The organism is Clostridium sp. YIM B02506 (assembly GCF_022324845.1).
Classification (GTDB): Bacteria; Bacillota; Clostridia; order Clostridiales; family Clostridiaceae; genus Clostridium_T; species Clostridium_T intestinale.
In genome coordinates, this window is record NZ_JAKGTG010000010.1 from 57,004 (window position 1) to 83,243 (window position 26,240).

Annotated in this window: 23 protein-coding genes and 1 riboswitch; of the genes, 4 read left to right on the forward strand and 19 right to left on the reverse strand. The window is 29.0% G+C overall.

The features are described from left to right. Positions 1-37 precede the first annotated feature (37 nt). The 8 genes from L1S49_RS09835 to L1S49_RS09870 all read right to left on the reverse strand — a co-directional run bounded on the left by L1S49_RS09835 (position 38) and on the right by L1S49_RS09870 (position 9,510). Positions 38-961, reverse strand: coding sequence for an exonuclease domain-containing protein (locus tag L1S49_RS09835; protein ID WP_238904006.1), 924 nt, complete (start codon positions 959-961; stop codon positions 38-40). Positions 962-1,029: 68 nt separating this feature from the next. Further along, positions 1,030-1,584, reverse strand: coding sequence for a DUF2812 domain-containing protein (locus tag L1S49_RS09840; RefSeq protein ID WP_238904008.1), 555 nt, complete (start codon positions 1,582-1,584; stop codon positions 1,030-1,032). After that, entirely contained in the window at positions 1,584-1,916 is a 333-nt protein-coding gene (locus L1S49_RS09845; RefSeq protein WP_238904009.1) for a helix-turn-helix transcriptional regulator, read from the reverse strand. The genes L1S49_RS09840 and L1S49_RS09845 overlap by 1 nt, the downstream gene beginning before the upstream one ends. Positions 1,917-2,068: 152 nt before the next feature. Then, the gene (locus L1S49_RS09850) at positions 2,069-3,547 is read right to left on the reverse strand and encodes a family 1 glycosylhydrolase (protein ID WP_238904011.1); all 1,479 of its coding nucleotides are present in this window, start codon (positions 3,545-3,547) and stop codon (positions 2,069-2,071) included. Positions 3,548-3,715: 168 nt separating this feature from the next. Continuing rightward, positions 3,716-4,918 (reverse strand): cation:proton antiporter, encoded by a 1,203-nt coding sequence (locus L1S49_RS09855; protein WP_238904013.1) that lies wholly within the window; start codon positions 4,916-4,918, stop codon positions 3,716-3,718. A gap of 59 nt (positions 4,919-4,977) precedes the next feature. Then, positions 4,978-5,037: riboswitch (Fluoride riboswitch) on the reverse strand. Between the two features lie 232 nt (positions 5,038-5,269). Then, the gene (locus L1S49_RS09860) at positions 5,270-6,289 is read right to left on the reverse strand and encodes a hypothetical protein (RefSeq protein ID WP_238904015.1); all 1,020 of its coding nucleotides are present in this window, start codon (positions 6,287-6,289) and stop codon (positions 5,270-5,272) included. 386 nt (positions 6,290-6,675) lie between these two features. Continuing rightward, a complete protein-coding gene (locus tag L1S49_RS09865) occupies positions 6,676-8,154 on the reverse strand; it encodes an Lsa family ABC-F type ribosomal protection protein (protein WP_238904016.1) in 1,479 nt (492 codons plus the stop codon). Between the two features lie 435 nt (positions 8,155-8,589). Beyond that, positions 8,590-9,510 (reverse strand): polysaccharide deacetylase family protein, encoded by a 921-nt coding sequence (locus tag L1S49_RS09870; RefSeq protein ID WP_238904017.1) that lies wholly within the window; start codon positions 9,508-9,510, stop codon positions 8,590-8,592. Between the two features lie 342 nt (positions 9,511-9,852). On the opposite strand from L1S49_RS09870, the gene L1S49_RS09875 reads away from it, so the two are divergent. Continuing rightward, positions 9,853-10,371, forward strand: coding sequence for a peptidoglycan recognition family protein (locus tag L1S49_RS09875; RefSeq protein WP_021801766.1), 519 nt, complete (start codon positions 9,853-9,855; stop codon positions 10,369-10,371). Positions 10,372-10,422: 51 nt separating this feature from the next. On the opposite strand, the gene L1S49_RS09880 is transcribed toward L1S49_RS09875, so the two are convergent. Both L1S49_RS09880 and L1S49_RS09885 read right to left on the reverse strand, forming a co-directional pair. Continuing rightward, on the reverse strand, positions 10,423-11,769 hold the full coding sequence (locus tag L1S49_RS09880; RefSeq protein ID WP_238904018.1) for an FAD-binding oxidoreductase: 1,347 nt from the start codon (positions 11,767-11,769) through the stop codon (positions 10,423-10,425). Between the two features lie 99 nt (positions 11,770-11,868). Beyond that, the gene (locus L1S49_RS09885) at positions 11,869-13,647 is read right to left on the reverse strand and encodes a glycosyltransferase (protein WP_238904019.1); all 1,779 of its coding nucleotides are present in this window, start codon (positions 13,645-13,647) and stop codon (positions 11,869-11,871) included. 291 nt (positions 13,648-13,938) lie between these two features. On the opposite strand from L1S49_RS09885, the gene L1S49_RS09890 reads away from it, so the two are divergent. Continuing rightward, on the forward strand, positions 13,939-14,454 hold the full coding sequence (locus tag L1S49_RS09890) for a peptidylprolyl isomerase (RefSeq protein ID WP_238904122.1): 516 nt from the start codon (positions 13,939-13,941) through the stop codon (positions 14,452-14,454). Between the two features lie 53 nt (positions 14,455-14,507). Here the strand turns inward: L1S49_RS09890 and L1S49_RS09895 are convergent, their stop codons facing one another. Together L1S49_RS09895 and L1S49_RS09900 are read right to left on the reverse strand one after the other, a co-directional pair. Further along, the gene (locus tag L1S49_RS09895; protein WP_238904020.1) at positions 14,508-16,958 is read right to left on the reverse strand and encodes a DsrE/DsrF/DrsH-like family protein; all 2,451 of its coding nucleotides are present in this window, start codon (positions 16,956-16,958) and stop codon (positions 14,508-14,510) included. Positions 16,959-17,126: 168 nt separating this feature from the next. After that, the gene (locus tag L1S49_RS09900) at positions 17,127-17,732 is read right to left on the reverse strand and encodes a transglutaminase family protein (RefSeq protein WP_238904021.1); all 606 of its coding nucleotides are present in this window, start codon (positions 17,730-17,732) and stop codon (positions 17,127-17,129) included. Positions 17,733-18,074: 342 nt separating this feature from the next. Between L1S49_RS09900 and L1S49_RS09905 the strand changes: the two genes are divergently transcribed. Next, positions 18,075-18,467 carry a GNAT family N-acetyltransferase gene (locus tag L1S49_RS09905; protein ID WP_238904022.1) on the forward strand — a complete coding sequence of 131 codons (393 nt, stop codon included), beginning with the start codon at positions 18,075-18,077 and terminating at the stop codon, positions 18,465-18,467. 65 nt (positions 18,468-18,532) lie between these two features. Here L1S49_RS09905 and L1S49_RS09910 read toward each other — a convergent pair whose 3' ends face one another. The 6 genes from L1S49_RS09910 to L1S49_RS09935 form a co-directional block, all read right to left on the reverse strand. Further along, positions 18,533-19,954, reverse strand: a complete 1,422-nt coding sequence (locus tag L1S49_RS09910) for a HAMP domain-containing sensor histidine kinase (RefSeq protein WP_238904024.1) — start codon at positions 19,952-19,954, stop codon at positions 18,533-18,535. A gap of 1 nt (position 19,955) precedes the next feature. After that, the gene (locus tag L1S49_RS09915; RefSeq protein ID WP_238904026.1) at positions 19,956-20,660 is read right to left on the reverse strand and encodes a response regulator transcription factor; all 705 of its coding nucleotides are present in this window, start codon (positions 20,658-20,660) and stop codon (positions 19,956-19,958) included. Positions 20,661-20,706: 46 nt separating this feature from the next. Next, positions 20,707-21,411 carry an ABC transporter permease gene (locus L1S49_RS09920; protein WP_238904028.1) on the reverse strand — a complete coding sequence of 235 codons (705 nt, stop codon included), beginning with the start codon at positions 21,409-21,411 and terminating at the stop codon, positions 20,707-20,709. 12 nt (positions 21,412-21,423) lie between these two features. After that, the gene (locus tag L1S49_RS09925; RefSeq protein WP_238904030.1) at positions 21,424-22,170 is read right to left on the reverse strand and encodes an ABC transporter permease; all 747 of its coding nucleotides are present in this window, start codon (positions 22,168-22,170) and stop codon (positions 21,424-21,426) included. Then, positions 22,164-23,084, reverse strand: coding sequence for an ABC transporter ATP-binding protein (locus tag L1S49_RS09930; RefSeq protein WP_238904032.1), 921 nt, complete (start codon positions 23,082-23,084; stop codon positions 22,164-22,166). Before L1S49_RS09930 ends, L1S49_RS09925 begins: the two co-directional genes overlap by 7 nt. 152 nt (positions 23,085-23,236) lie before the next feature. Then, entirely contained in the window at positions 23,237-24,091 is an 855-nt protein-coding gene (locus L1S49_RS09935) for an AraC family transcriptional regulator (protein ID WP_238904034.1), read from the reverse strand. Positions 24,092-24,214: 123 nt separating this feature from the next. On the opposite strand from L1S49_RS09935, the gene L1S49_RS09940 reads away from it, so the two are divergent. Continuing rightward, positions 24,215-25,372, forward strand: coding sequence for an epoxide hydrolase family protein (locus tag L1S49_RS09940; protein ID WP_238904036.1), 1,158 nt, complete (start codon positions 24,215-24,217; stop codon positions 25,370-25,372). A gap of 113 nt (positions 25,373-25,485) precedes the next feature. Here L1S49_RS09940 and L1S49_RS09945 read toward each other — a convergent pair whose 3' ends face one another. Further along, positions 25,486-26,124, reverse strand: a complete 639-nt coding sequence (locus L1S49_RS09945) for a hypothetical protein (protein ID WP_238904038.1) — start codon at positions 26,122-26,124, stop codon at positions 25,486-25,488. Positions 26,125-26,240 lie beyond the last annotated feature (116 nt).

Consider the following 26,240-nt stretch of genomic DNA (forward strand, 5'->3'; position numbering starts at 1 on the left):
TTCAACATTACTATAGATATATTTTTAATAAAACTTTCTATCTGTACATACTTAAAAATTTTTCTTCGTCGATTATCTTAATCCTCTGCCCAAATTTATTTAAATCAGTAGCTCTTCTAAGTTTAGTACTCATTTCGTCTCTAGTTAAAGATTCTATATCCTTCATATTTGTAACTAAGATAGTTGTACTTTTAGTTATAGAACTACATGAACTTCCCCCTAGATTTTTAACTATTTTCATAGCTTCATCTCTTGACATAGAATTTATTTTGCCAGTAAAAACTACAACTTCATTTTTAAAAGCATCTTTATTTAAGTTCTTTGGTGCACTTTCTTTTTTCTTAATAGAAATTCTATTAGATATCTTTATAACCTTCCCTTTAGTAGATGATGGCGTATATTCATTTCTATCTACAGTTCCTATTGTTACTCCTAGCAATCTCGATATTTCATCAATGTCTCTGCAATCCAATTCATCTGATATATTATTAAGTATATTACTACAAGCTAAAGCGTCATATAAAGCATCATGGTGCTTAAATTTATATCCTAAAAAATCATTTACTGTATTTAATTTTGAGTTTTCAATTCCTTTATAAAAGTTTTTTGCAAGTTTCATTGTGCAGATGTATTTAAAACTTGGAAGTTCTATATCATAAAGCTCGGCACTATTTCTAAGAACTGATATGTCAAAAGAAGCATTATGTGCAATCACTAAACTATTGCTAAAATGATGTCCAATCTTATCCCATATTATATCAAACTCAGGTTCATTCATAACCATTGAAGGTCTTATCCCATGAATTCCAATATTTATAGGCATAAATCTCATTTCTTTTGGTTTTATTAAATGATGAATCTTCTCCACTATTTCACCATTTTTTACAACAACCACTCCTATTGAACAGGGACTATTTCTTTTTTCATTCGCAGTTTCAAAATCTATTGATATATAATTCATTTATTTTCTCCATTTTTTTATATTATATCTTATTTTAAAATAATAACGCCTTGCTCTCCTCCAAATAATTATAGCTTTTTATCTATTAAACCTTTGTTTTTAAAATAATATTTATAGTTCTTTATTATTGGAATTACTTTTGTTATTGCTAACATATACCAAGCAAACATAAATATTATATTTTTAATATCATATTCTACAAAAAATCTCGGCATATAATTAGCTGTAGTAATAATAAGCAATAAAACACATGCAACTAACATTGGTTTTGATTCTTTTATAAATTCTTTATTACGTCTTTCAATTTCTTCTATATTATTGAATGCATTTGGTCTTTCTTCCTCATATTCTATTTTCCATAAAAAAATATCTTTATTTCTATAAACTAACTCCCAGCCAAAGTCAGAATAAACTTTCTCATAATATTTACTAGGACGATCAACGTAATCTTCACAATAATCTAAACAATATCTAACCTTTTTAGAAATATCTTTTGTAAATATGTGAGTTTTATTTTTTATTTCTGATAGCTTCCAGCCTTTTAATTGAAGGTCTTCTAACCATAGTTCATACTCAACAAAATTTAATATATTTATTTTTCTTTTCTTGAATAATTTATCCATCATTTACTCCTTTCTAATAAAAGTATTCCATTGCGATTTAATTCATTGAGTCTCTTTACTTCCATCTCCAATATTTCTCTTCCTAATTCAGTTGTTTTGTAAATCTTTCTTCTATCTTCAACTTTTACTGCTTTAATTAGCCCATCTATTTCTAGTCTTGAGATGCTTTTGTAAATCGTTCCTGCACCCAAAGTTAATCTTTTGTTTGTAATTTCCTCAACATGCTGCATTATTCCATATCCATGTTTCTCTTCAACTAATGAAAGAAGAATATAATACATTGTTTCGGTCATTGGAATATATATTTTAATTGCATTTTGTAAGGTTATCATTAATTCACCTTCTCCGTTTTTCTACTTCCTTATATTAAAATTATATTCCGTTGGAATATATTCCGTCAACAACTATCTCCTGAAATTAGTTAATAAAAGTCCACAAAAAAATAGGAGACGTTAATCTGCCTCCTATTGCAATCACTATTTTTTTATAATTCCTCTCCATTTGATTCAATACATTTTTTATACCAGAAGAAAGAATCTTTTCTACTTCTATTGTAAGTTCCATTTCCTTTATCATCACGATCAACATAAATCATACCATAACGCTTCTTCATTTCACCAGTACCAGCACTTACTAAGTCAATACATCCCCATGGAGTGTAACCCATTAAGTCTACACCATCAAGTTCTATAGCTTCTTTCATTGCTTTTACATGTTCACGAAGATAATCTATTCTATAGTCATCATGGATACTTCCATCTTCTTCTACCTTATCTACAGCACCTAATCCATTTTCAACTATCCAAAGTGGCAAATGATAACGCTCATATAAAGTATTTAAAGCTATTCTTAACCCTGTTGGATCAATAGACCAACCCCAGTCACTTGATTTTAAATATGGATTTTTTGCTCCCATTGAGAAGTTTCCACCTTCAGATTCTACATCTTTTTTAGACGTACTAACATGAGATGAATAACATGAGAAACCTATAAATGAAACAGTTCCTTCTTTTAGTTCATCTAAATCTCCAGGTTCCATTTCAACTTTTACACCAAGTCTTTCATATTCCTTAAGTTTATATTCTGGATAATATCCTCTAGCTTGCACATCTGTATAGAAATGTGTTTTTTGGATATTTTTCATTGCTTCTAATTGATCTAATGGATTGCAAGTTTCAGCATAATTAGAACCATATGCAATCATAAGTCCAACCATCATGTTTGGATCAATTTCTTTAGCAGCTTTAACTACTCTAGCACTTGCTAAAAATTGATGATGAACAGCCTGAGCTTTACTTTGTTCATCAAACTTCATAACTCCACCAGCCATAAACGGCATCATTCCCATTATGTTAATTTCATTAAAAGTCATCCAGTACTTAACTTTTCCTTTATATCTTGTGAAAACAGTTCTACATAGAGTTTCATAAAAATCAACTACTCTACGGTCAAGCCATCCACCATATTTTATTGAAAGATTTAATGGTGTTTCATAATGTGAAATAGTCACTAGTGGCTCTATTCCATATTTTTTACATTCGTCAAAAACATTTTCATAGAATTTTAGCCCCTCTTCATTAGGCTCAGCATCATCACCATTTGGGTAAATACGTGCCCAATTTAATGATAGTCTAAAACATTTAAAACCCATTTCCGCAAATAAAGCTATGTCCTCTTTATAATGATGATAAAAGTCAGTAGCCTCATGACTTGGATAATAATATTCATCAAGAATTGTAGGCTCTACCCCTTCAGGAAATACCATTGGCTTTAAAAAACTCATTTCTAAATATCCAGTTTCACCTGTCTTTGGATTACGCCATGTTATTTTTCTTGGTACAGTGTGACTGCCTTCAGTCAACACATCACTTGTATTTAAACCCTTCCCACCTTCTTTATATCCACCTTCATATTGGTTTGCAGCTGTAGCTCCACCCCATAAAAAATTCTTTGGAAAACTCATAATACACCATCCTTTAACAGTTTTATTTGTCTTATTGAGTATTATAAACCTTTACAAATGACTATAGTTTTCTAAATATGAAAATTTCATTCGTAAAGTATATACTTATATCTGTAATTATTAAAAAGAGGCCCCTCTTATCTGTTAAGAGATTCCTCCTTTAAATATCTATGCTACTTTTATTTTATCCTCTTCTACATCTAAAAGACTTCTTGATGATGTACTTATGGCAATTGCTCCAAGTGGGGCTGTAATTATTATTGATAGTACTGCTATTGCTAAAATTACATCTCCTGATTGAACTCCCATAGATAATGGTATTGCACCCATTGCAGCTTGAACTGTTGCCTTTGGAATATAAGAAATCACACAAAAAATTCTTTCCTTCCAATTAAAATCAGTTCCTAAAACCGAAATTACTACTCCAATGCTTCTTCCTATTAATCCTATAAATATTACTACTATCCCCATAGCTCCTGCATTAACCGCTACGTTTATATTAACTTGGGCTCCCACTAATATAAAAAGAAGTATTTCGGCAAATACCCAAACTTTATCTAATTTTGCTGATAATCTTTTACCTACCTTCGGCATTTTCTCTATAATTATGAATCCGATAGTCATAACACCTAAAAGTCCAGCTATCTCGACCTTATTTTTAAGTAAATTTTCTAAAGTAGTAAGCATTATAGCTGTTCCAACTATAAGTAATAACTTCTTTGTATCTCTAATATGATATTTTCTAAATGCCCACACCATGATAAATCCAATACTGGCTCCAGCAGCAATTCCTAAAACTATTGAAACTGGAATTCCTAATAACTTTACACCTATATTTACGTGGCTTCCGCTATATAAACCTAAAAAGGTTGTAAATATGGTTATAGCAAACACATCGTCAATTGATGCACCTGCTAATATTAATGTTGGAATTCCTTTTTTTGTTCCAATTTTATTTTCAATGAAATTAAGCATCTGTGGAACCACTACAGCTGGTGATACTGCTGCAATAATAAACCCTAATAAACCTCCTTGAATAAATGAAAATCCTAAAAACTTAGTTGATGCAAAAGCTATAAAAAATCCTTCAATAAGTCCAGGTATACAACTCATTTTTATTGCCGTTTTTCCAACCTTTTTTAAATCTTCTACACCTACGCCAAATCCTGCTCTAAGAAGTATAATTATTAGTGCAATTTTACGAAAATCTGCTGATGCATTTAGAATATCTTGTTGTAGTAAATTAAAGCCGTAAGGGCCTAAAATTACTCCTAAGATGAGCATTCCTAATAATCCAGGCATCTTTAATTTCGTAAAAAGAGTATTTGCTAGTATCCCTAGTAAAATTATAATTGCTAAACTTGTTGCCATTTTTTCTCCTCCAATTTTTTAGTAAAATATAAAAAACTCCTACAGGTACACTTATACAAGGACCTGTAGGAGTCATTAGCTAAATTGCGATTAAGGTGAACTCCATCACCTATGAATTACTCTGATTTTATCATAAATTAATTTCCTTTACAAGTCTAAAAGGTAGTTAATGATGAGCCTAAATTTATAAATTCATTTGATATACGTATTAGTAAAAACTTTTCGGATTTAATTATGTCGAATTTTTCCGCTTTCTTACTAACCTTCCCTCTTGATCACATATGATTTTGTTTGAAGGAAGTGTTGATTTTTAATTCTAAAGCTAAGGACATGCCTTCATTTGTTTGAACTTTACCCAAAAACTACCCTAAGAACCTTTTCTTCATCTCTCCTCTTGTCCCTGTGAATATTCCCTGTATACTTCACTCCTCTAAAATCTTCTACCCTTAACTGTTTTTCTCCTAAAATAAATCTCTTAAACAAACTAAAGGCTAAGTTATCTTCAATCATGAAAACCACAAACCAATTTATATAAAAACTTAAATATTTACTAGCAACATTATGAAAATTCTTAAGAAACAGCTTAAAGGCTCTACCTCTTTCATTTACTAAACGATTGGTAGCAACTGAATTCACCTTAAGTATCTTTTTAAATCTATCAACGTTTCTTTCAGCTAAACTTATCTTTAAATTATTTTCTATAAAGAAAAAATAATAAGTAAAATTTCTAGGTGGTGCTAAGGAATTATATTCATCACTTAATATAGGTATTATGTGTTTTTTTAATATCTCCTTATTTATACTTTCCTTAGTTATTGGCTTCATATATTTCTTGTCAGATGTGTCTTTACAATTTAAAATTGTAATTTTACTTCTTTTACTTTTTATTAAACCACGACTACCTTTGAAACTCTCCTCTAATTTTATCTCTCCTATTTCTATATCACCAGCGAGCTTATCTTTCATTATTTGAGTTCCTATCACACTTAATATTTTGTGCCTCCATTGAAAGCTAGTTGAAAGGTTGATGTCTAAAATTTTAGCAATTTCTCTTAATGTTGCTCCAGATTTTATGCAAATCATATACTTTAGCCACATATCAATTGGCTTTTTAGTATAACTTATGGGAAGGCCCGTAACATCAGAAAATGTTCTTTTACAATCTTTGCATATATATCTTTGAATACCATTTTTAGCTCGTCCGTTTTTATTTATATGATTACTGCAGCAATACCTACATTCTTTCTTTGGACTAAAACTAATATTCTTTTTAGAAGCCTTTAATCTTTCATTATTGATTTCATCTTGAGCGGAATTATAGTTAAAAATCTCTCTCATTTTGTCTATGAGCTTTAGTAGTTCCTGATTCATATTTTTCATCTCCAACATTAAGTTTTATCTTAATTATTTACTTTATTTCAAATTTTTAACCATGTGTTTTATTTCATCAACATTTCTTTAGAACAAAACCATATGTGGTAAGAAACTTCTTTGGATACCTTTTCGACAAAAACAACTGCTTATCTTGAAAATGATAGGAACGTATTGTATCTTTGAACATATTAAATAAAAGTATATTGTACTTTTTAGGCGAGCTTCATGAAATTATTGATTTAAATGCTAAGAGCTTCGTTATAAAAATAACTCATAACAAACTGCTATCAAAAGTGATAAAGTTTATTATGAGTTATCATTTTTTAATTAGAGACTTTTTCCAAAAGATTAAATAGTTTTTATAAACATTAACCTTTTATAAATTATAATTTTATTATTTTAGTTGCTACATTTTCACAAAAAGCAATATCGTGTTCCACAAAAAGAATTGTTGGCTTATATTCAAGTAATAATTCTTCAATCTGCATACGCGAAATTACATCTATAAAGTTTAGAGGTTCATCCCAAATATATAAATGTGCTTTTTCACATAAACTTCTTGCAATCAATACCTTTTTCTTTTGCCCACCACTAAAATCTTCTATTTTCTTTTCAAACTGCTCTCTTGAAAAATCAAATTTTCTAAGAATAGATTTGAATAAACTCTCATCAATGCTATTTTCGTAGGCATACTCAGACAAATTTCCAACTAAAGTTGATGTATCTTGCGATACATATGAAATGATTAATTGATTGTTTTTTCGTATTACCCCAGTATGAGAACTATTTTCGCCATTAATTAATTTTAATATACTGGATTTCCCACTACCATTTTTACCTTGAATAGCTGTTCTTTCACCTTGTTCTATACTAAAGCTTATTCCTTCACAAACACTTTTATCATTATATTTAATTGAAATGTCTATAAGTTCAACTACTTTATTATCATGAAAGCTAAGTTGCGATATTTTCAAACTTTCATTAGATTCAATATTTTTAAGTAGTTTTGACTTTTCTTCTATCATATTTTGTTGTCTAGATTCTATATTTTTAGCACGTTTCATCATCTTGGCTGCCTTGTGCCCAATATATCCTCTATCTACTTTACTTCCAGAATTAGTGCTTCCAAACTTACTGCTTTCAACATTATCTGACCATGATGATGTACGTTTTGCTGCTTTTGAAAGTCTGCTTATATCCTTCTTTAGCTTTTCATTTTCTGCTAACTCAAATCCATCTTGTAGCTTTTTATTTTCCCACCAGGAAGTAAAATTTCCTTTTTGAATTTCAATATTAGTTTTATTAATAGCCAAAATATGATCAACACAATTATCTAAAAAAGCTCTATCGTGTGAAATCAAAATGAAACCTTTTTTTCTATTTAGATATTTACTTAGCTTTTTTCTAGCTTCTGAATCTAAATGATTTGTTGGTTCATCAATAAGTAGAAATGAATTTTCTTTCAAAAACATCCCAGCAAGTAATACTTTTGTTTGTTCACCATTTGATAGTGTGAAAAACGGTCTATATAAAACGTCAAAGTCCACTTCTAATAGCGATAGTTCTTTTTCTATTTCCCAATCCATTGAATTTGGGCTGATTTCTTTTATGACATCTATAGTAAAATTTTCTTTTTCCTTAACTTCATATGGAAAATACTCGAAATTAACGCTAGAAGAAATAACTCCTCTATACTCATATTTTCCGAGTAAAAGATTCATAAAGGTTGTTTTTCCACGGCCATTCCTGCCTGTAAAACCTAAATTCCAATCTGTATCAATTTGAAAATTAACATTTTCAAAAATATTATCGTAACTTCCCTCATAGCTAAAGGTAAGATTTGTAACATTTATTAAAGACATACTTCGTCCTCCTTTGTAATTAAATAGTGCAAATAACAAAGTCAGAACTTATGCCGACCTCGTTATTGCTCCATATAAACTTGATATTTCCTATCTGACTTTATATGGAGCATATCATGTGTTACAATAGTATCTTTCATATTTAAATCACCTCCTAATCTAAAGAATAAAATAAGAGCTGCAAGAAATATTATTCTTACAGCTCATAAATACACTCAATTAAACTACTCTATGGTAGCATAAAATAACAGTATATATCTAAGAGAAAAAATAATAACTTTCTTGCAAATAAGTACAACAAAAACAAACAGACTTCTCTGTTAAATTTCTTATTTTAACGTACTTTAAAAATTAGCAAGAAAAATTAATCATTTTTTCACCTCAACTTTCATTTTTTTATATTATAGCATCAATAGTTTTAGAAAATCAACATAATTATTTTAAGGTTTTAAATTCATATCCTTTGTTCTTTAGGTCAGTAATTATATCTTGAAGTGCTTCTGCTGTACTTTCTTTACTATATGTATCATGCATTAGTAGAACAAGTTTTTCTTGTCCAACAAAAGTTTCATGATACCTATTTAAAAGCTGTTCTTTTGTTTTTCGGCTACCTTCAGCATCTCCTATTAATGCATTCCAGTCTATGTACTTATATTTTTTTTCCTCAAGTTTATTATCAATCTCTTCTCTTCCGCCCCAAGAAGCATGTCCACCTGGAAATCTCACTACTCTAGTATTAAACTTATCTCCTAATACCTTCTTTATTGCATAATTCGTTTGCTCTAACTCTCCCATAAATGTATTAGCATCTATTTTCCCTTGGGGATAAAGTTTAGAATAGTTATGTGTATATGTGTGATTTGCTATAGCATGTCCTTGTTTATATATATCTAAAAGTATATTTTTTGTTTCAGGATTTTCTTCTAATTTATCACCTACAATAAAAAAGGTAGCTTTTATATTATTATCCTTTAGAATCTTTAAAATCTTTGGAGTAACAGTAGTTGATGGACCATCATCAAATGTCAAATATGCAATCTTTTTTCCATCTTGAATTTTTATGTTTTTAACTAAAAAATCTTGAATTTGCCCTGCATCAAAACTATTTTCATCCATATTTATATTATTTTTATTCTCAGAATCATCATCCTTATTATCCTCATCATTCTCTTTTTGCTCTGAATTATCACTACTGTTATCTGCTTCATTGTCTATAGATGCTTGTAGTATTTCATTTTTTTGTGTAGTTTTTTCTTCAGAGTATTTGTAGGTTATAAATGCTCCCAATATAATAATCAAACTACAAATAAATATCCCTATTTTCTTTCTTCGTTTATTAATATTATTTTTCCTCAAGTTAAACCTCCTTCTAACAAATACAATCTCTTCATATAAATTGTATGATGTTGTTGTATCATTAAATGTGTAACTTGTATCGAAGTTGTAAATTTTTTTACTTATATTTTAGCTATGCTATCCCTTACTAAAGCAACCATATCATCTTCAGCACCTAAACTAAAATTAAAGAAATTGAACTTAATTCTCTATTTAATTATACAATATATTCTCAAAATTATGTTACTCCTGGTAAATTATTATTTAACTTTCATATATTATTTATCCAAATCTCTAGCATTATAGTATCACTATAAAAGTTGGTACATATAATTAAACTATAGAACTAATATGGAGATAGTTATGAAAAATTTATTAAGAAGAATTAGGAGAAAGCTTAGAAACAAGTTTAGTCGTAGTGACGTGATTAAAACTCCTAAAATTGTTGAGGTAAATTATACTTGGGCAACCCCTTTAAGTTACAATTTTAATCCTAACATGATAGTGTATCATCATACAGTGGATAACAATATGACACCTCAAAAAATAGATGAAATTCATAAACAAAGAGGCTGGAGTGGTATAGGTTATCACTTTTATATAAGAAAAGATGGTACTATATATAGAGGTAGACCTGAAAATGCAGTAGGTTCTCATGCCCCTGGAGTAAATGCTAGAGCTTTTGGAATTGCATCTGAAGGTAATTTTAATGAAGAGTATGTAACTCCTCAGCAAATGACTAGTCTTATAGCATTGTCAAGATACTTAATGAACAAATACAATATTACGGATTTAAAGAGGCATAAAGATGTACGGCAAACAGAATGCCCTGGTAATAACTTCCCATTTGAAGAAATCAAAGCAAAACTAAATGTAAAATAAAAAGATAAGACGCACCGTTTAATTTGGTACGTCTTATTGTTATCTTTAAGATTATTTTATTGATTGCGGATAGTTAAATATATTTAGAGGATTATATTTTTCATTTATAAAATTCAATCTACAAGTATTTCCACCATAGTATTCTTTTTCGTAATTCTTAAGAGGACTATATTGAAAATTAATGAAAGATCCTTCGGTTATAGTTTTTAAATAGTTTAGCCTGTTTGCTACCCATCTTTTATTTACTTCTGCATATATAGAATCTTCCCAGACTGACTGTATTCCAATTATAAGATTTGAATCTCTGTAATAAAATGCTGTTTCATCTTTACCTTTATCTTTAACTGCTCCACCTAAGCCATAAAATGTTACCGCTGCATACACTGAGCCTTTAGGCTTTTCTTGAATTAGCGATGATAATTTCAGAAGTTGATCTTTTGAATATACTCTATCTTGAAATCTACCTGCTGATTTAAATTTTTCACTATCTGGATATCCAGCTTCAACTTCTTTTATAGCATTTAAAAAAGTTGTATATTGAAAATTAGGCTGAGCCTTTGGCAATTCTAGTAGTGGTTTTAAAATTTCCTTAAGCTCATCAATCTCTCCATAAAATAAACCTATAAAATAAGCTGCCACTCCTTCTTCTTCTGAATTATAGAAACTGGCTCTCATGTTTGCCCTTCTATCTAGGTTTTCATATAAATCTTGCATCGTCTCCATAATATTGGCTTGTTCTAAGGAAGTTGTGCTTGGATAATATATGGTAAATAGAGTTACCATATTAAATTTAGGTGGCAAATTAAAAGTTAAGGAAGTTAATATACCGAAATTTCCTCCGCCAGCTCCCCTTAATGCCCAAAATAAGTCTTTATTACATTCTCTATTTGCAGTGAGTATTTTGCCTCTATAATCTACCATCTTAAACTCAACTACACTATCTATACCTAGTCCAAATAATCTAGACGAAAGTCCCCAACCTCCACCTAAAGTATATGCAGCTACCCCAACAGTTGGGCAAGTACCACCTGGGAAAGGATATCCTCTTTTACCTACATAGTCATATAACTCACTATTTAAAACTCCGGGTTCAATTGTAACTATATTTTTAACTTCATCTATTTTTATCTTTTTCATTGTACTTACATCAATTACTATAAGTTTATTGCCAACAGAATATCCTTCATAATTGTGTCCACCAGAGTGTATTCTAAAATCATAGTTTTTTATAATGCAAAATTCAAGAGCACTTTTAACATCTTCTTTGCTTGTACAATACAATATAGCTATTGGGTATTTTTGTATGGCTCTATTCCATACTTGTCTATCTTCTTCATATTCTTTGTCATTAGGTGTTACTATTTCCCCATCAAATGACAAATCTCTTGTTAATTTCATACTAATCATCCTTTGCTATATAGTTTCGACTATATTTTTCTACTACCAATATATGCATAGGACTCCGTAGAACACACACTATATTTTATATTTACTGCATTAAAATCTACATAATGCTCTTATTACTTTGTTGTTTAAATCACTATCAACTTTTATAACATCAATGTATTTTTCAAGATGAACCTTCAATTCATCATTATTCATAAAATGATGCACATGATTTGAATCATTATAGGCATAACCTAATGGCACTGAAATAAGTATATATCCTCCTGGTTTTATCCATTTTCTTAATCCCTCAAATATTGGACCTGGATATAAAATATGTTCAAACACATTGATTGACCAAGCAGAATCATACAAATCTTTTGGCACATCTTTAGTTATATCATTTAGAGTGAAACATAGTCTTTTTTTTACTTCATCAACTTCTTTATGTTTATAATAATTTGCTATATTAATTCCAATCTCACTTAAATCAATTCCATGAATAAACATACCTTTTCTAGCTAAATATATATCTAGATTTCCAGAACCACATCCAAAATCTAATATTTTACCACTTATCTCTGGATATTTATCAAAATAAGAAAGTTCAAAATGATTTTCCCAAAAGGACATTTTTAAAGCTTCAGGATTATACTTTAATCTATCTATAAAACCCCTATCATTTATGTTGTTTTTACTAGCTCCTGATTCAATAATTCTACGTACTTCTTTAAACTCTTTATTCGTACAATTTTCATTAATTATCGAATAATTTTCATCATTAATATAATTATAAATTTTGTTACAAATATCAATCCAATTAAAATTACTATAAGCAAATTTTTGAATTTCTTCGCAGTTATTCTTTAAACGTTCTTCATCCTGAGCATATTTAACTATTAACTTTGATAATTCCTCTATTTGATCAACTCCAAATATATCACCATATTTCCTATTATCTGTAACATCTAAAGCAGGAAGAACATTAGATGACAATAAAAAACATCCATTTTTAGCTGCTTCAACATAGACTATTCCAAAGCTTTCACTTCGTGAAGTTAAACAGAATATTTTAGCCTTTCTATACTCTTCTTCAAGTTCTTTTTTACTAACTATTTCTCCAGTGAATATGATCCTGTCTTTTAAAGTCGGATTATCTAGAAAAAATTGATCTATATATGGATTAAATGTATTAAGTACAGGTCCAATAATTTTAAGTTTCCAATTCTTAATTTTATCTTCAGCTAACTTAAAAGCTTCCATTAAAATTTCATTAGCTTTTAAATATAATCCGATTCTTCCAACAGTAATAATAAAATTTTCTTTTTCTTCATAGTTAACTTTTTTAGTTTCAAAAAAGTCATAAAACCCATTAGGAATATATTCAACCTTAACTTCCAAATCTCTTTTTAAAAAATCATAGAGATATTTTGTTTCAACTGTAATTAATGAGCATTTTTTCAGAATATCAATTTTACTATCAGAGAATTCTTCATAAGTAATATACATATTAGCATCTAACTTCAGATAAACCTTTCCTTGTGGATTCAACTTTTTAAATAACTTTATCCAATTTAAGCTTCTAGCGTTTAAATGAAATAAATGTAAAACATCAATTTTCTCAGCATTATCTATTAAATAATACATACCATCTACTTCTGGGTCACCTTTTACTTTTTCAAGAAATTCTATATTAAAGCCCAATAACTCTTTTTCAAGATATGGATAACTACCGTTATTATAGGCTACTATTTTAGAATCATAATTATAGTGTTTTCCCATTACATATGCTATCATTCCAACATCTTTAGTTAAATGTGAATTGTCTGTTTCCGGGAATAAAGTAACAAAAGTTTCCTTCTTTGAGGCTTTATTAAATACTTCACTCATTTATTATCACCTTTTTTTATATTATTTTAGTTATTACTATTCTAAAAAATTAATCTTTAGAATAACATTGTAGTTAAAATGTTAAAGGCTCTTTAAAGATAAATAGCCCATTGAATTTATGTTAATTTTTTGGTAATATATTTCAATACACCTATACTTTTTCTGGAGGATAAAAATATGAAAAGCAAAGGTTTACTAAAGAAAGTTTTAGCTATTTCATGTGCAAGCTTAATTCTTATTTTAAGTGGTTGTACAAAAACACCAAGTGATAACGCTACATCTTCAAAGGCAATGGCTGATTATAAAAGTAAATATGAAGGTAAAAAACCAATTGTAACTATTGAGATGGAAGATGGGTCAAAAATAACAGCTGAGCTATATCCTAATATAGCACCTCAAACCGTTGATAATTTTGTAGATTTAATTCAGAGTGGTTTTTATGATGGTTTAATATTTCATAGAGTAATTCCTGGATTTATGATTCAAGGGGGAGATCCTAAAGGTAATGGAACTGGCGGTTCTGAAAAAACTATTCCTGGAGAATTTAGCTATAATGGATTTGAAAATAAATTAAAGCATACTAGAGGTGTTCTCTCTATGGCAAGATCTCAAGCAGTTGATTCAGCAAGCTCTCAATTCTTTATTATGGTTAAAGATACTGACAGTCTTGATGGAAAATATGCTGCTTTTGGTAAAGTAACTGATGGTATGGATACTGTAGACAAAATAGTTAGTGAAAAAAGAGATTCTAACGACAAACCACTAACAGATCAAAAAATGAAAAAAGTTACTGTAGATATAAAATAACTTTAAATAGACAAAAGGCTTTGATAAAATCAATTATCAAAGCCTTTGTTTACTTATATAAATAGATTGATATTTGATTCTGAAGCTTCGCCTAGGTAATAACCTACTCCTCCAAAATTAACTCCATCTATTAGTTCTTCATCTTTTATTCCCATTATGTCCATAGACATTGTACATGCAACTATATTCACGCCATTATCCATAGCAGCTTTCATAAGCTCTTCTAGTGACTGTACATTTTTCTTTTGCATTATTCCTCTAATCATCTTAGCTCCAATGCCGCCCATATTCATTTTCGATAAGCTAAGCTTTTCAGAACCTCTTGGCATCATAAACCCAAATGCTTTTTCGATTATATTCTTTTTGACTTTTATATTTTCATTTTTTCTTAAAATATTTAAGCCCCAGAAAGTGAAAAACATTGTTACCTTTTTACCCATAGCAGCTGCACCATTAGCTATAATAAAAGAAGCTATAGCTTTGTCTAAATCACCTGAAAAAACTACCATTGTCTGTGAGTTATCAAGTTTAACTGAACTCTCCAATATATCAACATTTTCTACATTACTTTTAGACTTTTTTTTTATTTCAGCGTAGATTATTCCACAGCTTTTATCTAAAGACATTAATTCATTTCCTGTATTTTTACACCAAGATTTAATATCTTCATAAAAACCAGGATCTGAAGCTTTTACCTTTAATACATCTCCAGTATTTAAGGTATCAATTTTAGCTTTAACCTGCATTAATGGACCTGGACAACATAATCCGCATGCATCTAATTCTATTGAGTTTATATCCACAGCAACTTCTTCTTTTTGAATATCAGTATTTTGGCTACTTTTTTTAGTAATTTTCTTTGCAATATATTTTGATTGAATATATGTCTTATATCCACCAGATAAATTTTTAACCTTAAATCCGTTTTGAGTTAGAATTCTAGATGCAATATGTCCTCTTAGTCCTACAGCACAATATACAATTATTTCTTTGTCTTTAGGTAATTCATTCATTCTATTTCTAAGAGAATTTAAAGGAATATTTATAGATCCTTCTATAGAACCACTTTCGACTTCAATAGTTTCTCTAATATCTAATAATATACTATTTTCGCTGTTATATTCATTTAATTCATTCACCGAAATTATATCTGTAGTTCCATTTAAATAATTCTCAGCTACAAATCCTACCATATTTTGTGGGGATTTTGCCGATAAAAATGGTGGCGCATATGCAAGTTCTAATTCTACTAAATCCTCAACTGTTCCATTGAGTTTAATAACTGAGGCTATTACGTCTATAAATTTATCAACACCTTCATATCCAAAAGCTTGAGCACCTAAAACTTTCCCTTCTTTATTAAATATTAATTTTATTGATATTTGTTTTGCTCCAGGATAATAACTTGCATGAGACATAGGATGTATATATGCTGTTTTATAGTCAACTCCTAATCTTTTTAATGTTCTTTCATTATTTCCTGTTGAAGCTCCTACTAAATCAAATATTTTTAATATAGATGTTCCTTGTGTTCCTTTATAAGCTACCTTTCTTCCAGCTATATTGTCTGCTGCAATTCTTCCTTGTCTATTAGCTGGTCCAGCTAGAGGAATAGCGACATCTTCCCCTGACACATAATCCTTAACTAATATTGCATCACCAACAGCATAAACATCAGATGCAGATGTTCTCATATACTCATCCACTATAATATGACCTCTTGCACCTAATTCAATGTTAGTATTCCTAATAAATGAAGTATCAGGAGCCACACCTATAGCCAAAATTACTATGTCAGATTCAACAAAACTTCCATCTTTTAAATGAACTTCTATTAAATCATTATTATCTTTAAAACTATCAACTCCATTATTTAAAATTAATGATACACCTCTATCATTTAACTCTTTTTCTGCAATAGTTACCATTTCAGAGTCAAAAGGTGCTAATATATGTGGAGCAGCTTCTATTAAAGTGACATCTAATCCTCTTTCTTTAAGATTTTCAGCCATCTCAATTCCTATAAAACCTCCACCTATTATAACAGCACTTTTTATACCTTTTTCATCAACAACTTTTTTAATTTTATCTGTATCTGGTACGTTTCTTAAAGTGTATATCTTAGGGCTATCTATTCCTTTAATAGGTGGTTTAATTGGTTTTGCTCCAGGTGATAATATTAAATAGTCATAGCTTTCTTCATATTCTCCTTTTTCTAAGGAGTTAACTTTAACTACCTTTCTATCTGTATCTATTGACACAACATCAGAATTTACTCTTACATCAACATTAAATCTATCATTTATACTTTTAGGTGTTTGAACCAAAAGTTTTTCTCGTTCCTTTATTTCTCCTCCAATATAGTACGGAAGTCCGCAATTAGCAAAACTTACGTATTCTCCTCTTTCAAACATTATTATCTCTAAATTTTCATCTAATCTTCTTAATCTAGTAGCAGCTGAAGCTCCGCCTGCTACACCACCAACAATTATTACTTTTTTCATACAGAACTCCTCCTATATTTATAATGTTTTTATATAAAACATCTTAAATTCTTAAATATCTTACTTTTATATTAAAGCCTATAGGTAAATATAGTCTGTGACTTAATCACACTTAAAACTAAAAAAGACCCATCTCTTTAAGATAAGTCCTTTTACATTAATATACTATTATAATGTTGTAGGAAGATTGTATTTAACCATTTCCATGCAATCTATATTATTTTCCAATGTATCTGTAACTATTTTAATTGGAGTACTAAAAATGGTCATATAATCAAACTCATCAAATTCTTTACGTATTTCAAATGCTAATTTTTCTTCTGTTATTAGAAACTGAGCATCAACCCCATTTTTGTTTCCACGTGCATCTAACCTGATCCATTTATTTAAACTTGAAATAAAAACCGCATTTAATCCATGAATACAATAACCTGTTTCTGGAGTATCCCCAAGCGTAAGTCTTTGATAACAAAAACCTACAGGAATGTTTTCATTTCTTAGTAGTGCAGCTAGTAACATTGATTTTGCATAACAAATACCCTCTTTATATCTAAGAACTTCTGAAGCGCCTCTTGTAACTCTTGTGCTTTTAATATCCCAAGAATGAGAAATCTCATTCCTAACATACTCAAAGGCAGTCCTTATTTTCTGAATATCATCTGAACTTTCTTTAAATAGCTCTTTTGCTTTATTTTTAATAACTTCATTATCAAAGTCAACGTATTTATCTGGTTTTAGATAATCCAATAAATTTTCACTTTCTAATATAAACAAATCGTTCCTCCATGTTAAATCTATTTTTAAATAACTATATTATAATAGATTTAACTTATTTTATATATATGTTAATAACATTATTATTTTAAAATCCCTTCTTATTGATTTTTTTAGATTTTATTTATGTTAGTCTTTAGAATTATTGCTAAATTTTGAGTTTAAGTTTTTATTTCTAATCATCATTTACGAGTATTTCTTATACACTTTATTTTTTTAAATAAGGATATTTTAAACCAAATATAAATACCTCAATTTATGTATACACCATTTGGCACTTAATGTTATAATTATCATATTATTTACAATTAATTTTCACTTATGAGAGGACTGTATAAAAATATGCTTATTGAAAGAAACGCTAAAATTGATATTAATGAATTAAATGACTTATTGAAAACTATTGGTTGGGGAATAAGTTCACCTAAAAAACTAGAAGATTCTCTAAACTTATCTTGGGGATGGATCACTGTTCTAGATGATTTAAATAATCTTATTGGATTTGTTCAAGTGCTTTCTGATGGTATAAAACATGCTTATATTTTGAGGTTGCTTGTACACAAAGATTATCAAGGTAAAGGAATTGGTACAAGCTTGATGAAAAACTTGATGGAACTTCTTGATGAAAATAACTTAAGTCCTGTTTTGTTAACAAAACCTTCTGAGGAATCTTTTTACTCTAAATTTGGATTATCCAGAAGCAATAATGGATTTATCTCACTATTTAAGTGGTAATTTTAATTTTTAACATACAAAAAAGAGGAATCATCTTCCTCTTTTAAATCTACTTTTATAAAGTTTTACTTCACATGGTTTTCTTTAATTTCCTCAAAGAAAATCTCTACTTTAGTTCCTTTTCCAATTTCACTCTGAACTTGTATATCACCCTTATGCCAATTTATTATTTCTTTAGATATGGCCATGCCTAATCCAGATTCTTTTGATTTGGAACTTGAATTAACTCCTCTGTAATATCTGTTAAATATATTTTTTAAATCCTCTTCTCCTATACCCTGTCCATTGTCTTCTATAATTATATTTATAAAGCTATCTTTTTTAAACACTGATACATCAATAACCGTATCCTCTGTATTGTGCTCCAAAGCATTAACTAACAGGTTGGTTATAGCTCTTTTTATATATTTTTTATCACAGTTTATTATTATATTTTCATCATCAAAATTAAAGTTCACTTCTCGTTCACTATAATTACTGTTATTAAGTAAGTCTATTATACATTCCTGGAGTATTGTCACTAAATTCTCATAGCTAAAACTTATAGAAATTACCTTATTTTTAAGTTTATATATTAAAGATAAATCATTAACTAGCTCCTGAATATGATTTGTATTAGCTAGAATTATAAGTGTATATCTTTTTGCATCATCAAGATTTATATCATATTCTTCTCCTTGTAGAAGTTCCGCATATCCCTTTATTGAACTTAATGGAGTTTTTAAATCATGGCTTATGTTTGCAATCCACTCTTCTTTTGCCTCGTCAACTTCCTTTCTATGCATTTCATTTTCCTTTAAGATAACTGATAAATTGTTTATATTTTCACTTACTTCTTCGTAAATGCCCTTTTTATTTTTTTTAGGCTTATATATACCATCTTTTAAATCTTCTATATCCTTAATTACTGATACCATTGGTTTCACTAGATTTCTACTAAAAATATATGCTACAATTCCAACCAAAACAAAGCCAAAAACTATCATACTCAAATGATATCTAAAACTTTCTTCAGTAAAAGTTAAAGAATACTTAAAAACCTTATTTATTGGAAAACCTACTAATAAAGTGTATTTCTCATTCCCTTTTATCAATTCTTTTGTAGAAACGGTAGTTGGAGCTATACTTTCCCAAGGATTTTGTATGAAATTAATTAATTCTGAAGTCGCATAACTAGTAGGAATATTATCAGGCTTATTTTCTTTAAAAACCTCATTATTCCCCTTATCTAGAACTTGAATCCAAACATTGTTTTCTTTTAGTCTTTTTATATTTTCATCATTTAAACTAAACTCATTTCTACTCTCTAGATCTTCTATAAAAGGCTCTATAAAATCTGAAGTTGAAAATGATACGCTATATATCTTCTCTCCAAAACTTATATCAGTTTTGTATATCAATAAATTTAAAAGTCCATAAATAAGAAAGGTTATTTGAAAAACTAAAATCATAGATATCAATATTTTTGCTGTTAATTTTATCTTCATATCAGTTCACCAACTTATAACCAATTCCTTTTAATGTTTTTATGTGCTTGGGGTTACTTGGATCTTTCTCAAGTTTTTCTCTTAAGTGTCTTATATGAACCATAATGGTATTATCATAACCATCATACTCATAACCCCAAACTTCCTCACATAATGAGGCTTTACTAAAAACCTTGTTCATATTTTTAGCTAAAAATAATAATAATAAATACTCTTTTGCTGTTAAACTTATATTCTCATCTCCATTTTTAACTTCGCCTGTTTCTTCATTTATAATAATTGAGCCAAATGTATATATTCTGCTTTTTATTTCCTTACCAATATTGTCTCTTTTAAGCTGAGATTTAACTCTCAAAACCACTTCCTTAATATTAAATGGTTTAGTTACGTAATCATCTCCCCCTGCTTCAAGACCCTTTATTTTCTCTTCATCTTCCCCTTTTGCAGTTAAGAAAATTATTGGACAGTTTGAGAAAGTTCTAATTTTGTCACAAACCATATATCCATCTATGTCTGGTAGGTTTACATCTAAAATTATTATGTCAGGATTTTTTTCCTTACACATTAATATTGCATCAATTCCATTTTCAGCTTCGTATATATATCTAAAGCCTTCCTTTATAAAAACTTCCTTTAGTAGGTGTAATAGCTCTCTTTCATCATCAACAAGCATTATCTTCTTGTTTAATAGTTCATCATTAATCACGATAATACCCTCCTTATCACAAGTATAATTTTACCATAGTTCACCCTTACATTATATCCGATTTCTTAAAGCTTATATAATCTAGTGCAAATAATAAAAAAGCTAAAACTAAGGAGGCACCTATAGCTATATACTTCTCATAGGAACTTATTGACCCATTTGTAATTGATAATGCGTATGTCCAAGGAGCATAAATCCAAAATCTACTTTGAGCTATAAAAATATTTGTAATCATCATAACAACTCCAGCAGAAATAACTGGTATTATGCTCATAAAATTTCTTCCTATTATAAATAAAAGAATTATTACTGGAAGTGAAGTTATAAATATTTCAACTCCAATAACTAATATACTTAAGTCTATTTTTTTACTTATAAAAAACCCTCCTAAAATTACTGCTAGAAGATAAGAAACTATTGAAGCAGCTAAAGTTAATAGCATAATCTTATATTTTGTGAAGTAAATACTACTTTTCTTAATAGGCATAAGCATTAATTGTTTCCAGCCATTATTATCATTTTCAACCTTTGTTATTATGCATGCAGTAAATGTATTTAGTAAGGGTAGTACTAAGGCTATAAAGGTAATTGAAGAAAACATAACTATAGCTTCATTAATTTCTAACCCATTTACAGCTATGCTTTGTGCCTTTTTTATAAATATTAAAACTATAGCTATTGGAACAGCCAAGGCTGTAAACAATAAAGAGCTTTTCTTAATCTTTAAAAATTCTACTTTTAATAATTCCATTTCTTAATCCTCCTAATATATTTCTTTATTTTCAAAATATTTTCTAACTAAAGATGAGCCTACTATAAGAATGGCTGCTGAAATTATTAAAACGATAGTTATCTCATTTCGCCCTTGAGTTATAGAAAATAAAGAAAAACCATAGGGATTTATATTTCTGATGAAAGTTTCACTATGATATATATTGGAAGAAAGCGCACTAAGTACTGCTGCCACTCCAATGGATATCAGTAAGTTTTTGTTTTTTAGGTTTATAAATAAATGTATAGTCATTATTCCTAAAGTTGATATTAATTGAATACAAAACATTATTATAAAAAATCTCCAAGGAATAGGTTCTTTGAATTTAAATATTAGTCCAACTATTATCAAGGAAAATACATTTAGTAAAAGCATAATTATTGAATAAAATACAGCCACAATAACTTTTGCATTTAAAATGCTGATTCTTTTTATAGGTTTAGTTAATAAAAATGTCCATGCGTTATTCTTATACTCACTTTCAAATAAAGTAACTAAGATAAGTGAAGCAAATAGGGGCATATTATCATTAAAATACAATATCCTCTGCTCTTTTACTAATACTTGCCAAGAGGTTAATCCTTTTAAGGTAGCTTGTGGTAAAAGCCAACTTTCATACCTTATTAATAAATCAAACACCAAGAGAGCTGAAACTCCTATTGGAATTGCAAGTATAAACAAAATAATTAAATTTCTTTTCTCTTTTATAAACTCGTTTTTTATTAAATCCATTAGCATACCTTCTCCTCCTTAGTAAGTCCTAAGAAAATTTCCTCTAATGAAGTTTTTTCTTCAGCTAAATAGTTTAATGAATATCCCCCCATAACTATTTCTCTACAAATTTTTGAAGGAGATAAATTATTTCCTTTAACTTTTAGTTTTAAATTTTCCTCTTCTACCCTATATCCTCTAGCTAATAAAAGCTTCATAGTTAAAGCCTTGTCTTCCTTCTTTTCTAGTCCTATTATTACTTCATTAGTAGAGTTTTTCTTTAAATCCTCTAGAGATCCTTGATATAGTAGTTTTCCTTTATTTATTACTCCAACCTCAGTTGCTACTAACTCAATCTCATTTAATATATGACTTGAAATAATTATGGTAATTTTCTTTTCTTTAGCTAAATATCTTATTAGATTTCTAATTTCTATTATTCCAGCAGGATCTAAACCATTAGTCGGTTCATCTAAAATTAAAAGTTTTGGGTTTCCCATAAGAGCCTGCGCTATCCCAAGTCTCTGCTTCATTCCTAAAGAAAACTCATTAACTTTTTTATTTCTCTCTTCCCACAGATTCACAAGTTTTAGTTTCTCTTCAATCTGTTCCTTATTAAGCTTTAACATTCTTTTTAAGATATCAAGATTCTCATAGGCAGTTAAATGTCCATAATAGGATGGGCTTTCAACTAAAGCTCCTATGTTTTTTAAAATCTCTTCTCTATTTTCTTTAATTGATTTTCCAAAAATATATACCTCACCACTATTAGCTCTTATAAGCCCTAATAGTATCTTTATAGTTGTTGACTTTCCAGCTCCATTAGGACCTAAAAATCCATATATCTCTCCCTCTTTTATCTTTAGATTAACACTATCAACACTTTTAACTTTATTAAACACCTTAACTAGATTTTTTGTTTCAACGATATATCTACTCATTTTACTCACCTCTTAAGCTTATTTCACTATAATCTTATAATGTTTTCTTTAATATTGATTTTAGGTGAGCTTAATTCTATCTTAATTATGAAAAAATCTGATAGAATAATTGAATTAATTACTCTATCAGATTCATTTATTGTAATTCAGGTTTATAATACCTTAGCAAATTCACGAGAGGCATTTCTAAAATTAGTGGGTGTCATGGACTTTTTTGAAATAAATTGCTTTATAAAATAGGTATCATATTCAAAGCCCGTTGCACGTGCAATTTCATTTAAGCTCATATCTGTATGTGTTAAAAGTGTTTCTGAGACTTTCAAACGGTATTCTAGTAAGTACCCCATTGCAGTTAAGCCACAGAGCTCTTGAAACATTTTATTTAATGACACTCTATTTAAATGAGCACATTTTGTTAAATCTTCTAACATTATTTTTCCTGAATAGTTTACATGTATATATTCCAATACTAAATTAACTGGTGTTTGTTCCTTATAATTACTTAACTCTTCAATCAACTCTAATATCTGTATCAAATATCTCTTTATTCTACACACCCAAAGTGAGTCGCTTTGAGCGTATACCTCCATACCCATAATAAAAAACCACTCATACAATTTGGGATAGACATTTTCAGTTAAATTATATACACAAACCTGGTTATTTTCTCTATTAAAAAGTGAAAGTCCGGATTCTATTTTTAGACTAGTTGATAAGTATCCTTTACTTTCTAAAAAACGTGCTGTATTAAAAAAATCAGGATGGAAAGAAAATGATTGCGCTGATAAATTCTCTTGTTCAATAACCTTCACCCTATCCTCAATAGATAAACAAAGAACACTGGGAGCTATAATTTTAATGGGACGATCATTTAGTTGTAATTTAATGCTTCCACTAGTAATTAAAATTATAGTGAACCTCTCTTTGTAGGGGAGATTTATAAAATTCTCATTTACAACAAATTCAATAAACACAGGTCTATTTTTATAACGATCATCTTGTGGCATAAAAAATCCTCCATTAACAAATAGTATAGCTTAAAGTTTCATTTATAACATTGTATCATAATCTCTAAATGCTACACTATTATTGAACAATGAAATTATACTTAATACGAAAGGAGCAACATTATGACTATTGAATCATTTAATATTCAAGTATCTGATGAAACGCTTGATGATTTAAAATACAAACTACACCATGTCCGCTGGCCAGACCACTTAAAATACTCAAGTTGGGATCGCGGCACTGATATTGATTATTTAAAATCCCTTATCCAATATTGGAAAGAAGAATTTGATTGGAAGGCGCAAGAAAGAAAATTAAACGATTTTCCTCAATTTAAATGTACTATTGACGGAATAGATATTCACTTTATTTATAAAAAAGGTAAGGGACCAAATCCACTACCAATTATTCTTACCCATGGATGGCCAGACAGCTTTATAAGGTATCAGAAAATCATACCTCTTCTTACTGATCCCGCTAGTTATGGTGGAGATCCCAAAGACTCTTTTGATGTAGTAGTGCCATCAATACCTGGATTCGGATTTTCCAGTCCACTAAAGCGTGATGGTATAAATAATTATATTGTTTCTAAACTTTGGGCAAAGTTAATGACTGAAAAACTTAGATATAAAAAATTTGCTGCAGCTGGAGGAGATATAGGATCTGGTGTTACTAGATATTTAGCTTTAAATTATCCAGAACTTCTAGTTGGAATTCACTTAACTGATATAGGGATTATTAGAGAGCTAATCTCTTCTAATGACAATATTAGTAAACTTTCTGAAGAAGAATTAAATTACAAAAAAAATGCCCTAAAGTGGATTTCAGATGAAGGTGGTTATATATCCATTCAATCTACAAAACCACAGACTATTTCTTATGGGCTCTCTGACTCACCTGTAGGTTTAGCTGCTTGGATTGTAGAAAAATTCCGTGGGTGGAGTGATTGTAATGGTGATTTGAGAACAAGATTTAGTAAAGATGAATTACTTACTAACATAATGATCTATTGGGTTACAAATACCATAGGTTCCTCTATAAATATGTATTATGAGAATATGAACTCTTTACCTCCAATGAGACCTATAGATGTACCAACAGGTTTAGCTCTTTTCCCATCTGATATACTCCTACCACCTAAAGAATGGGCAAAACGCAATCTAAACATTACTCATTTGACAACAATGGCAAGTGGTGGACACTTTACTGCTATGGAAGAGCCTGAGCTTTTGGCTGAAGAAATCAAAACTTTCTTTAGGTCTTATAGAAACAAAATTTAGTATTGCTGTCCATTCTAAAAAGAAGGTTATAAATGGTTAAGATAAATAAAATTTTATCTTAACCATTTGTATATTGTTCCATCTATAATTTTATATTCAAATTGATTTGTCTTCTATAAATTTAATTGATTTAAAGTATCTTCGAAGTTTTTTATTATATCTAATTTATCAACATAAATTCCTATATCAGAGTACTGAGATAGATTATTTCCGTTTAAGTACACTTTAGGAAGGTATTCAGTACCATCACTTACTTCATTTATAAGAGTACGTAATTCATCATTTGTGTACTCCTTATCTTGAATAAATTTTCGTTTACAGATTTTTTTATCTTTAATAGAAGTTAAAATCAACATTCTACAGGTTCTTGAAATACATATATAATCTTTTTCCTCAAAAGTTGTTACAAAAGCAAATTCTGATCCGAAAACAACTTCTTTCCCTTTAAGTAACTTTTTAGCAAATTCATCAAAAGCTCTTTTCTCAATATCAGTTACATTTGTTACGTCATCAGGTACAAGCAGATAAACTTTTTTAGCAAATATTCCTTGCATTAAACTATTAATATCTTCGTTATCCTTTATAAACGTTCTCATGTCCTTTATAACATCTTCGTTATTAAAAATGTTGAAATATAATGGTACATTAGGATAACTTACAACATCATTAATTGTATACTCCGCAACATTGCTGCTTTTATTGGATTTAATATAGATTTTTTCATCATTAAATAACATATAACACTTTTCCATAATTCCACTCCAATCTAATTGCTTTCATAATTATTATACTTTTCTAATTTAAAACTCTTTTCTTAATATATTTTACCTTATGTTTTAGATTTTTTATATAAAAAATGTTGCCCTGG

Excerpts from the sequence above, each read along its gene's own strand:
- L1S49_RS09875 (WP_021801766.1), top strand. The coding sequence starts at position 9,853 with ATGAAAAATTTATTAAGAAGAATTAGGAGAAAGCTTAGAAACAAGTTT.
- L1S49_RS09835 (WP_238904006.1), bottom strand. The coding sequence starts at position 961 with ATGAATTATATATCAATAGATTTTGAAACTGCGAATGAAAAAAGAAAT.
- L1S49_RS09895 (WP_238904020.1), bottom strand. The coding sequence starts at position 16,958 with ATGAAAAAAGTAATAATTGTTGGTGGTGTAGCAGGCGGAGCTTCAGCT.
- L1S49_RS09865 (WP_238904016.1), bottom strand. The coding sequence starts at position 8,154 with ATGTCTTTAATAAATGTTACAAATCTTACCTTTAGCTATGAGGGAAGT.
- L1S49_RS09860 (WP_238904015.1), bottom strand. The coding sequence starts at position 6,289 with ATGAATCAGGAACTACTAAAGCTCATAGACAAAATGAGAGAGATTTTT.
- L1S49_RS09920 (WP_238904028.1), bottom strand. The coding sequence starts at position 21,411 with ATGGAATTATTAAAAGTAGAATTTTTAAAGATTAAGAAAAGCTCTTTA.
- L1S49_RS09910 (WP_238904024.1), bottom strand. The coding sequence starts at position 19,954 with ATGAAGATAAAATTAACAGCAAAAATATTGATATCTATGATTTTAGTT.
- L1S49_RS09905 (WP_238904022.1), top strand. The coding sequence starts at position 18,075 with ATGCTTATTGAAAGAAACGCTAAAATTGATATTAATGAATTAAATGAC.
- L1S49_RS09840 (WP_238904008.1), bottom strand. The coding sequence starts at position 1,584 with ATGGATAAATTATTCAAGAAAAGAAAAATAAATATATTAAATTTTGTT.
- L1S49_RS09850 (WP_238904011.1), bottom strand. The coding sequence starts at position 3,547 with ATGAGTTTTCCAAAGAATTTTTTATGGGGTGGAGCTACAGCTGCAAAC.
- L1S49_RS09930 (WP_238904032.1), bottom strand. The coding sequence starts at position 23,084 with ATGAGTAGATATATCGTTGAAACAAAAAATCTAGTTAAGGTGTTTAAT.
- L1S49_RS09925 (WP_238904030.1), bottom strand. The coding sequence starts at position 22,170 with ATGCTAATGGATTTAATAAAAAACGAGTTTATAAAAGAGAAAAGAAAT.
- L1S49_RS09885 (WP_238904019.1), bottom strand. The coding sequence starts at position 13,647 with ATGAGTGAAGTATTTAATAAAGCCTCAAAGAAGGAAACTTTTGTTACT.
- L1S49_RS09890 (WP_238904122.1), top strand. The coding sequence starts at position 13,939 with ATGGCTGATTATAAAAGTAAATATGAAGGTAAAAAACCAATTGTAACT.
- L1S49_RS09945 (WP_238904038.1), bottom strand. The coding sequence starts at position 26,124 with ATGGAAAAGTGTTATATGTTATTTAATGATGAAAAAATCTATATTAAA.
- L1S49_RS09940 (WP_238904036.1), top strand. The coding sequence starts at position 24,215 with ATGACTATTGAATCATTTAATATTCAAGTATCTGATGAAACGCTTGAT.
- L1S49_RS09855 (WP_238904013.1), bottom strand. The coding sequence starts at position 4,918 with ATGGCAACAAGTTTAGCAATTATAATTTTACTAGGGATACTAGCAAAT.
- L1S49_RS09845 (WP_238904009.1), bottom strand. The coding sequence starts at position 1,916 with ATGATAACCTTACAAAATGCAATTAAAATATATATTCCAATGACCGAA.
- L1S49_RS09880 (WP_238904018.1), bottom strand. The coding sequence starts at position 11,769 with ATGAAATTAACAAGAGATTTGTCATTTGATGGGGAAATAGTAACACCT.
- L1S49_RS09935 (WP_238904034.1), bottom strand. The coding sequence starts at position 24,091 with ATGCCACAAGATGATCGTTATAAAAATAGACCTGTGTTTATTGAATTT.